Origin of the sequence: Streptomyces sp. NPDC051555 (genome assembly GCF_044454405.1) — a bacterium.
Classification (GTDB): domain Bacteria; phylum Actinomycetota; class Actinomycetes; order Streptomycetales; family Streptomycetaceae; genus Streptomyces.
The window spans coordinates 1-9,350 of sequence record NZ_JBITDP010000016.1 but is presented as its reverse complement, the minus strand read 5'-3'; the positions used below and the strand labels follow the sequence as shown (position 1 = coordinate 9,350).

The window sequence follows — 9,350 nt, the reverse complement described above, 5'->3', positions numbered from 1 at the left end:
ACCGGCGGGTGGTTGGCGGGGTTGCAAAGGGGCCCCCGGGGTACGCCTTCACCGGGGGGGGGGGGGCCGGGGGGGGGCGGGGCCGGGCGCGCCCGGCCCCCGCCGCGAACGGCTCAGCTCTCGTCGTTGTCGACCCAGCTCATCAGCTTGCGCAGCTTCTTGCCGGTCGTCTCGAGCAGGTGCTCCTCGTCGGCCTTCTTGTACTCGTTGTACTTCGGCAGGCCGGCCTTGTACTCGGCCATCCAGTTGTTGGCGAAGGTGCCGTCCTGGATCTCGGCGAGGACCTTCTTCATCTCGGCCTTGGTGGCGTCGGTGATGACGCGCGGGCCGGTGATGTAGTCGCCCCACTCGGCGGTCTCGGAGACCGACCAGCGCATCTTCTCCAGGCCGCCCTCGTACATGAGGTCCACGATGAGCTTCAGCTCGTGGAGGCACTCGAAGTACGCGATCTCCGGCTGGTAGCCGGCCTCGGTCAGGGTCTCGAAACCGGCCTTGACCAGGGCGGAGGCGCCACCGCAGAGGACGGCCTGCTCACCGAACAGGTCGGTCTCGGTCTCCTCGGTGAAGGTGGTCTTGATGACGCCGGCGCGGGTGCCGCCGATGCCGGCCGCGTAGGACAGGGCCAGCTCGAAGGCCTTGCCGGTCGCGTCCTGCTCGACCGCCGCGATACACGGGACGCCGCGGCCCTCTTCGTACTGGCGACGGACCAGGTGACCCGGGCCCTTCGGGGCGACGAGGGCGACGTCCACGTCCGCCGGCGGCTGGATGAAGCCGTAGCGGATGTTGAAGCCGTGACCGAAGAAGAGCGCGTCGCCGGCCTTCAGGTTGTCCTTGATGGACGCCTCGTAGACCTCGGCCTGGATCGGGTCCGGGGTCAGGATCATGATGACGTCGGCCCAGGCCGAGGCCTCGGCAACGGAGACGACCGTCAGGCCCTGCTCCTCGGCCTTGGCCTTGGACTTGGAGCCCTCCTGGAGGCCGACGCGGACGTCGACACCGGAGTCGCGCAGCGACAGCGCGTGGGCGTGGCCCTGGCTTCCGTAGCCGATGACCGCGACCTTGCGGCCCTGGATGATGGACAGGTCGGCGTCGTTCTCGTAGAACAGCTCGGCCACTGGGATATCTCCTTGGTGCGCTGGTGTTGCTCCCACCGTACGGCGGGGAACGGAATATCAGGTTTCAAGTCTCGCTATGCGAGCAGAAGGTTCTGCCGCCGGGCGAGCAGCAAGAACGGCTCAGGCGCTGCGGTCGAGTGCGCGCAGGCTGCGGTCCGTGATGGACCGGCCGCCACGCCCTATGGCGATCGTGCCGGACTGCACGAGTTCCTTGATGCCGAAGGGCTCCAGCATCTTCAGCATCGCGCCGAGCTTGTCCGTGCCGCCGGTCGCCTCGATGGTGACGGCATCCGGGGAGACGTCGACCGTCTTGGCGCGGAACAGCTGGACGATCTCGACGATCTGCGAGCGGGTCTCGTTGTCGGCGCGGACCTTCACCAGGACGAGCTCGCGCTCGATGGCGTGGTGCTGCTCCAGCTCGACGATCTTGAGCACGTTGACCAGCTTGTTGAGCTGCTTGGTCACCTGTTCGAGCGGCAGGTCCTCGACGTTGACGACGATGGTGATGCGGGAGATGTCGGGGTGCTCCGTGACACCGACCGCAAGCGAGTCGATGTTGAACCCGCGGCGGGAGAACAGCGCGGCGATCCGGGCGAGGATGCCGGGCGTGTTCTCGACCAGGACGGAGAGCGTGTGCTTGGACATGTCGGTCGTTCTCTCTTTCGCTCTTCGCTCAGTCACTCTTCGTTGTCGCCGAAGTCGGGACGGACGCCCCGGGCGGCCAGGACCTCGTCGTTCGAGGTGCCGGCGGCGACCATCGGCCACACCATGGCGTCCTCGTGGACGATGAAGTCGATGACCACCGGCCGGTCGTTGATCGCGTTGGCCTCGGCGATGACCTTGTCCAGGTCGGCCGGGTCCTCGCAGCGCAGCGCCACGCAGCCCATGGCCTCGGACAGCTTGACGAAGTCCGGGACGCGGGTGCCCTTGCGGGGGGCGCTGGACTCGCCGAGCTGCGAACCGACCGCGGTGTCCTGGCCGGTCTCGTCGGCGTGCAGGACGGTGTTGGAGTAGCGCTGGTTGTAGAACAGGGTCTGCCACTGGCGGACCATGCCCAGCGCGCCGTTGTTGATGATCGCGACCTTGATCGGGATGTTGTTCAGCGCGCAGGTGACCAGTTCCTGATTGGTCATCTGGAAGCAGCCGTCACCGTCGATCGCCCAGACCGTGCGCTCCGGCATGCCGACCTTGGCGCCCATCGCGGCCGGGACCGCGTAGCCCATGGTGCCGGCGCCGCCGGAGTTCAGCCAGGTGCGGGGCTCCTCGTAGTTGACGAAGTGCGAGGCCCACATCTGGTGTTGGCCGACGCCCGCCGCGAAGATCGTGCTCTTCGGCGCGAGCGCGCCGACCCGCTCGATGACCTGCTGCGGCGAGAGCATGCCGTCCTCGGGCAGGTCGTAGCCCAGCGGGTAGGTCTCGCGCCAGCGGTTGAGGTCCTTCCACCAGGCGGTGTAGTCGCCCGCGTGGCCGTCGGTGTGCTCGGACTGGACGGCCTGGACCAGGTCGGCGATGACCTCGCGGGCGTCGCCGACGATCGGGACGTCGACGGCCCGGTTCTTGCCGATCTCGGCGGGGTCGATGTCCGCGTGGATGATCTTCGCGAAGGGGGCGAAGCTGTCCAGCTTGCCGGTCACGCGGTCGTCGAAGCGGGTGCCCAGCGCGATCAGCAGGTCCGCCTTCTGCAGCGCGGTGACCGCGGTGACGGCGCCGTGCATGCCGGGCATGCCCACATGCAGCGGGTGGCTGTCGGGGAAGGAGCCGAGCGCCATCAGGGTGGTGGTGACCGGGACGCCGGTCAGCTCGGCCAGGACCTTCAGTTCGGCGGTCGCGCCGGACTTCATGACGCCGCCGCCGACGTACAGGACCGGGCGCTTGGCCTGACAGATGAGCTTGGCGGCCTCGCGGATCTGCTTGGCGTGCGGCTTGGTGACCGGCCGGTAGCCCGGGAGGTCCTGCTGCGGCGGCCAGCTGAAGGTGGTCTTCGCCTGGAGGGCGTCCTTGGCGATGTCGACCAGGACCGGTCCCGGGCGGCCGGTGGAGGCGATGTGGAACGCCTCGGCGATCGTGCGCGGGATGTCCTCGGCCTTGGTGACCAGGAAGTTGTGCTTGGTGATCGGCATCGTGATGCCGACGATGTCCGCCTCCTGGAAGGCGTCGGTGCCGATCGCCTTGGAGGAGACCTGCCCGGTGATCGCGACAAGCGGCACGGAGTCCATGTGCGCGTCGGCGATCGGGGTGACCAGGTTGGTGGCGCCGGGCCCGGAGGTTGCCATGCAGACGCCGACCTTGCCGGTGGCCTGCGCGTAGCCGGTGGCGGCGTGACCGGCGCCCTGCTCGTGGCGGACCAGGATGTGACGGACCTTGCGGCTGTCCATCATCGGGTCGTACGCGGGGAGGATGGCGCCGCCCGGGATGCCGAAGACGGTGTCGCACCCCACCTCTTCGAGAGAGCGGATGAGGGACTGCGCACCCGTGACGTGCTCAACTGCGGCGGTGTGGGATCCGCCGTTACGGGCCCGCGGCTGCGGATGGTGGGCCCCGGTGGCCTGCTCGGTCATCGGCATTCTCTTCTCGAAGCTGAGGGTTTTTGCGAGGGTTCGGTGTGTGCCAGTGCAACAAAAAACCCCTCGTGCCGGGAGGCAAGCGAGGGGAGCGCGTCGGGTGCAATGAGCGGGGGCATGATTGACCCTGCTTCAGCCGACGCGCTTTCCAAGTACGAGAATTCGGGTGCGCATGGCACTGACCCTCCCTCCGGCGGGAGGTCGATGTCAAGCGGGTGGGACGGGCGTCTCATTATTTGAGCCCCTATGGACGGCCATCGAGCCCCCGAGGGACCCGCCGGCCAAGGCGGGGTGAACCGCCGCGCCCGGTACAGGGAACGTACCGCGCACGAGCGCGCGGCGCAGCCGGTACTCGTCGAGCGGCCCGGAGAAGGCCATCCCCTGGCCATGTGTGCAGCCCATCGCGCGCAGCGCCATGAGCTGCTCGGGGAGGTCCACCCCGTCGGCCACCGACTGCATTCCCAGATCGTTTGCGATCCGCAAGAGACCTGCGGTGATCTTGTGCAGTCTGGGTGATTCGACCACACCTTCGACCAGGCCGCGGTCCAGCTTGAGCACGTCGACGGGGAGCCTGCGGAGGGCGCTGATGGCCGCGTAACCGCTGCCGAAGCCGTCCAGGGCGATCCGGACGCCGAGCCGCCGCAAGGCCGTCAGGCGGCGCTCCAGCTCGTCGAAGGGCACTCTGGGGTCGCTGTCCGCCAGCTCGATCACCAACGCGTCGGGGGGCAGCCCGTAGCGGCTCAGCAGGGATTCCACCGAGCCGCCCGGCATCGACCGGTCCAGGAGTCGCTGTGCGGTCATCCGGACGGCCACCGGTACGTCGTGCCCGGAGCGGTGGCGGTCGGCCGCCTGGTCCACCGCCTCCTCCAGCAGCCAGCGGCTCAGCTCGGCGGTCCGGGTGGCGTCCGGCGCGGCGGACGAGGCCGGTCCCGCGGGCCCGCCGGGGCCCGCCGCGCCCTCGCTGTACTCGGCCACCCGGAGGAATTCCGCGGGGGTGAAGAGGATCCCCTGGGCCGATCGCCAGCGGGCCTGCGCGGCCACCGCCGTGACCGCGCCGTTGCCGAGGCAGACGACGGGCTGGTGGAGCAGCGCGAACTCGCCCTCATGGAGCGCGGTGCGCAGCCGCCCGGCCAGCTCCGCCTTGCGGACCACCTCGGCCTGCATCTGGGGCGCGTACAGCTCCACCCGGTTCTTGCCGCCGGCCTTCGCCCGGTACATGGCCAGATCCGCGTTGCGCATCAGGTCCGAAGGGGTGATGCCGGGGTCGGCGAAGGCCACGCCGATGCTGGCGGCGACCCGGACCTCGCTGCCCGCGATCCGGTAGGGCTGGGAGAGCGTGGTGCGCAGCCGGTCGGCGATCTCGTGGACCTGGTACTCGCGGGCGGAGCGGTCCCGGTTGCCGTCGCCGAGGATCAGGGCGGCGAACTCGTCCCCGCCGAGCCGGGCCGCGGTGTCGCCGGCCCGGACGGAGTCCTGCAGGCGGCGGGCGGCCTCGATGAGCAGTTCGTCGCCCGCCTGGTGGCCGATGGTGTCGTTGACGGCCTTGAAGCCGTCGAGGTCGATGAAGAGCACCGCGGTGCTGTGGTCCCCGGCGCGGCGGCCGGTGAGGGCCTGGCGGACCCGGCGGGTGAACAGGGCCCGGTTGGGCAGGTCGGTCAGCGGATCGTGCTCGGCGCTGTGCTGGAGCTGGGCCTGGAGCCGGACCCGCTCGGTGACGTCCCGGCTGTTGAGGATGAGCCCGCCCTGGTGCCGGTTGACGGTGGACTCCACATTGAGCCACTCGCCGTCGCCCGACTTGAAGCGGCATTCGATGCGGGTGGTGGGCTCCTCGGCCGGTGGCGCGGCGAGGAACCGGCGCACCTCGTGGACCACCCGGCCGAGGTCCTCGGGGTGGATGAGGGCGGAGAGTTCGCTGCCGACCAGCTCCTCGGCGTCGCGGCCGTAGACCCCGGCGGCGGCGGGGCTGACGTAGCGCAGTATCCCGGTGGGCGCGGCGATCATGATCACGTCGCTGGAGCCCTGGACCAGGGAGCGGAAGTGGTTCTCCTTCTGGGCCAGTTCCTGGGTCAGCGCGATGTTGTCGAGGAGCATGATGCCCTGCCGGATGACCAGGGCGAGCACCACGGTGCAGCCGGTGAAGACGACCATGCGGTCGACCTTCCGGCCCTCGATCACGTTGTAGAGGATGCCGAGGGTGCACACGGCGGCGGCGAGGTACGGGGTCAGCGCGGGCAGCGATCCGGTGATCGGGCGGCTGACCGGGCGGCCCTCGCGCGCGTGCGCGGAGAGCTGCTCGCCGCCGCCGTGCAGGGCGCCCCGGCGGGCGGCTGCCGCCCGCCCCGCTCCCCTGCCGCCGCGCCGCGGGCGCGGGGTGGGCGCGGGGCGGGGCGCCTCGGGGACCGGATGCATCCGCCGGGCGCCCCAGGGCGCGTAGGCCAGGAGCAGCGAGCCGGCGAACCAGCCGGCGTCGAGCAGCTGGCCGGACTGGTAGTGGGCGCTCAGCAGCGGCGAGGTGAAGAGGGCGTCGCTGAGCACGGTGAGCGCGAGGGCCGCGATGGCCGTGTTGACGGCCGAGCGGTTGGTCGCCGAGCGGCGGAAGTGCAGGACCAGCACCATCGAGACGAGCGCGATGTCGAGCAGCGGGTAGGCCAGGGACAGCGCGGCGCGCGGGACGCTGCCGAGGGCGCCCGACTGGGCGGTGCGGGCGGCGTGCGCGAGGGCCAGGCTCCAGGACAGGGTCAGCAGGGATCCGGCGATCAGCCAGGAGTCGAGTGCGAGGCAGACCCAGCCGGCCCGGGTGACGGGGCGCTTGGCGAGGACGAGGAGTCCGACGATGGCGGACGGTGCGAAGCAGAGGAAGGCGAAATCGGCGACCGAGGGTTTCGGCACTTCCTGGCCGAGGACGACCTCGTACCAGCCCCAGACGAGGTTGCCGACGGCCGCCATGAGCGAGGAGAACGCGAACAGCAGCCAGGCGGGGCGTTCACGGCGGCCGATGGTCCTCGCGTAGTGGAAGCAGGAGACCGCGGCCAGTAATCCGGCGGCGCTGAGACCGAAGTCGCCCATGATCTCGGCGGCTTCCTGGGTCCCCCAGCCGACGGCGGCCCCTACGGCATAGCCGGCGCTGATCACCGCGAGGAGGAGCTGCGCCGCCAGGCCCCGGCCACCGCTGACGGCGGGCGGCCGGGTCAGCAGGGCCCCGGGGGCGCTCACCGGTCCGCCCCGGTGGCCGGTTTCGGCACGCACTGTCGTCGCTTCCGGCGGCCGAGCCGCGTCGGATCCTTCGCCCATTGCCCGTACATCGCCCGTCGCCCCCCAAAATGTCTGAATCACTCCCCAGCGCCAGACGAACGCGCTGCAGCCCCTTGGTCCGGACGATACACCACTTTCGTCACTCAGGGACATAGATGCTCTACTCTCCGTCACCACCAAGGGAGTTGTGGACACGCGGTGCGCTCGCGCGACTACGGGGGGTGCGCGGGGCGGGCTCAGGTCGTGGTCAGCACCGTGTTCGCGAGCGGCTCGCCGGCGGCCAGTGCGGTGAGCTGGCGGACCACCAGTCGCTTCGCCCGTGGCTCGAAAGCGGAGCTGCTGCCCCCGACATGGGGGGAGATCAGGACATTCGGAGCATGCCAGAGGGGGTGCCCCTGGGGCAGCGGTTCGGGGTCCGTGACGTCGAGGGCCGCCCGCAGCCGCCCCGACTCCACTTCCTTCAGCAGGGAGTTGGTGTCGACGACCGGTCCGCGCGCGACGTTGACGAGCAGCGCGCCGTCCCGCATCCGGGCCAGGAAGCCGGCTCCCGCGAGCCCCCGGGTGTCCTCGGTGAGCGGGGTGGAGAGGATCACCACGTCGGCCTGCGGCAGCAGCCCCGGCAGGTCGGCGAGGGCGTGTACGGGGCCGTGGGCGGCGGTGCGCGCCGAGCGGGCGACGCGGATGATCCGTGCGCACTCGAAGGCGGCGAGCCGGTCCTCGATGGCGGCGCCGATCGATCCGTAGCCGACGACGAGGACGGTCTTGTCCGCGAGGGCGTCGTAGAAGCCGGAGCGCCACTCCTCGCGGTCCTGGCCGCGGACCATGCCGGGGATCCCGCGCAGGGAGGCGAGGACGAGGGTGAGGGCCAGTTCGGCCGTACTGGCCTCGTGGACGCCGCGGGCGTTGCAGAGGTGCACGCCGGGCCGCAGGTCGTCGAGGCCGCCCAGGACGTGGTCGATGCCCGCGGTCAGGGTCTGCACCGCGCGCAGGTCGGGCATGTGCGCGAGCGGGCGCAGGGTGACTTCCGGGGACTTCATGTAGGGGGTGACGTAGAAGACGCAGGCGGCCGGGTCGGCCGGGAACTCCTCCTCACCGTCCCAGTGCCGGTAGCGGTAGACGTCGGGGAGACCCTCGATCTCCTCGGCGGGGAAGGGCAGCCAGACGTCCTCGGTCTTTGAAGTCATGATCGCGAGGCTATGCGAAGCGATCCCGGTCGAGCCGTTAGTTTGTGTGGCGGACCGGGAGGGGGACCCAGGAGTGGAGCGCAGGTCGATCGGGGCATCGGCTCTGACGGTGGGTGCCATCGGGCTCGGCTGCATGCCGATGAGCTGGGGGTACGCCGCGTCGGGGCGCCAGGGCGAGGAATCGCTGCGGACGGTGCACACCGCACTGGATCTGGGCGCCAGCCTGCTGGACACGGCCGATATCTACGGGCCCTACACCAACGAGCTTCTGGTGGGGCGGGTGCTCCAGGAGCGCCGGGCGGACGCGTTCGTCTCGGCCAAGGTGGGGCTGCGGACCGGCGATCAGCACGTGGTGGCCGACGGGCGGCCCGGGTACGTACGGCGGGCCTGTGACGCCTCGCTGCGGCGGCTGCGGACCGACGTCATAGACCTCTACCAGTTGCACCGGGTGGATCCCGACGTGCCGGTGGAGGAGACCTGGGGGGCCATGGCCGAATTGGTCGGGGCCGGCAAGGTGCGCGCGTTGGGGTTCTGCGCGCTCGGGGCGGGCGCGGGGCCCGGGGCGGGGCGGCTCGGGGACCGCGCCTACACGGCGACCCTGCGCCACCTGGACCGGATGCAGCAGGTGTTCCCGGTGAGCGCGGTGCAGGCGGAGCTGTCGGTGTGGTCGCCGGAGGCGGCCTGGCAGTTGCTGCCGTGGTGCCGGACGCGCGGGGTGGGGCTGCTGGCTGCCATGCCGGTGGGCAGCGGCTTCCTGACCGGGACGCTGACGCCGGGGCAGGGCTTCGAGGAGGCGGACGCGCGGGCCCGGCACCCGCGGTTCACGGCGGACGCGATGGCGGCGAACCAGGTGCTCGTCGCGGGGCTGCGGCGAATAGCCCGGCGGCACGAGGGGCCGGGCGGGCGGCCCGCGACGGTGGCCCAGGTGGCTCTGGCGTGGGTACTGGCCCAGGGGCCGTAGGTGGTACCGGTGCCGGGGGCGGAGCGGGCGTCCTGGGCGGCGGAGAACGCGGGGGCGGCCGAGGTGCGGCTGACGGCGCTGGACCTGGAGGAGGTCGCGGCGCTGCCGGTGGCGGTGGGGGCCTGGGAGGAGTGACCGGGACGCGGTGGTCGGGGCGGGGCGGGGTGGTGGGGGGGGGGGGGGCCCTGCCGCGGGCGGTGTTCAGGACAACCGAAACGCGGCGGGTCGGGAAAAGGTGTAACGGGGTGTGTATCATTGTGGGGGGGGGGCTGCAAAA

5 protein-coding genes and 1 pseudogene are annotated in these 9,350 nt (G+C 71.1%); 1 reads left to right on the top strand and 5 read right to left on the bottom strand.

The window, feature by feature from the left end; genetic code table 11:
* Window positions 1-113: 113 nt before the first annotated feature.
* From ilvC to ACIBEA_RS28155, 5 genes are all read right to left on the bottom strand, one after another.
* Window positions 114-1,115, bottom strand: a complete 1,002-nt coding sequence (gene ilvC / locus ACIBEA_RS28175; protein ID WP_330332796.1) for a ketol-acid reductoisomerase — start codon at window positions 1,113-1,115, stop codon at window positions 114-116.
* 120 nt (window positions 1,116-1,235) lie between these two features.
* Complete coding sequence (gene ilvN / locus ACIBEA_RS28170) at window positions 1,236-1,760, bottom strand: acetolactate synthase small subunit (protein WP_354380022.1); 525 nt, start codon at window positions 1,758-1,760, stop codon at window positions 1,236-1,238.
* 32 nt (window positions 1,761-1,792) lie between these two features.
* Window positions 1,793-3,679: an acetolactate synthase large subunit gene (locus tag ACIBEA_RS28165; RefSeq protein WP_399265586.1), complete on the bottom strand. Its 1,887-nt coding sequence runs from the start codon at window positions 3,677-3,679 to the stop codon at window positions 1,793-1,795.
* A gap of 204 nt (window positions 3,680-3,883) precedes the next feature.
* A complete protein-coding gene (locus ACIBEA_RS28160; protein WP_399265584.1) occupies window positions 3,884-6,889 on the bottom strand; it encodes a putative bifunctional diguanylate cyclase/phosphodiesterase in 3,006 nt (1,001 codons plus the stop codon).
* A gap of 275 nt (window positions 6,890-7,164) precedes the next feature.
* The gene (locus ACIBEA_RS28155) at window positions 7,165-8,112 is read right to left on the bottom strand and encodes a 2-hydroxyacid dehydrogenase (protein ID WP_399265582.1); all 948 of its coding nucleotides are present in this window, start codon (window positions 8,110-8,112) and stop codon (window positions 7,165-7,167) included.
* Window positions 8,113-8,185: 73 nt separating this feature from the next.
* On the opposite strand from ACIBEA_RS28155, the pseudogene ACIBEA_RS28150 reads away from it, so the two are divergent.
* Window positions 8,186-9,208, top strand: a pseudogene (locus ACIBEA_RS28150) (aldo/keto reductase).
* The last annotated feature ends 142 nt before the right edge of the window (window positions 9,209-9,350 follow it).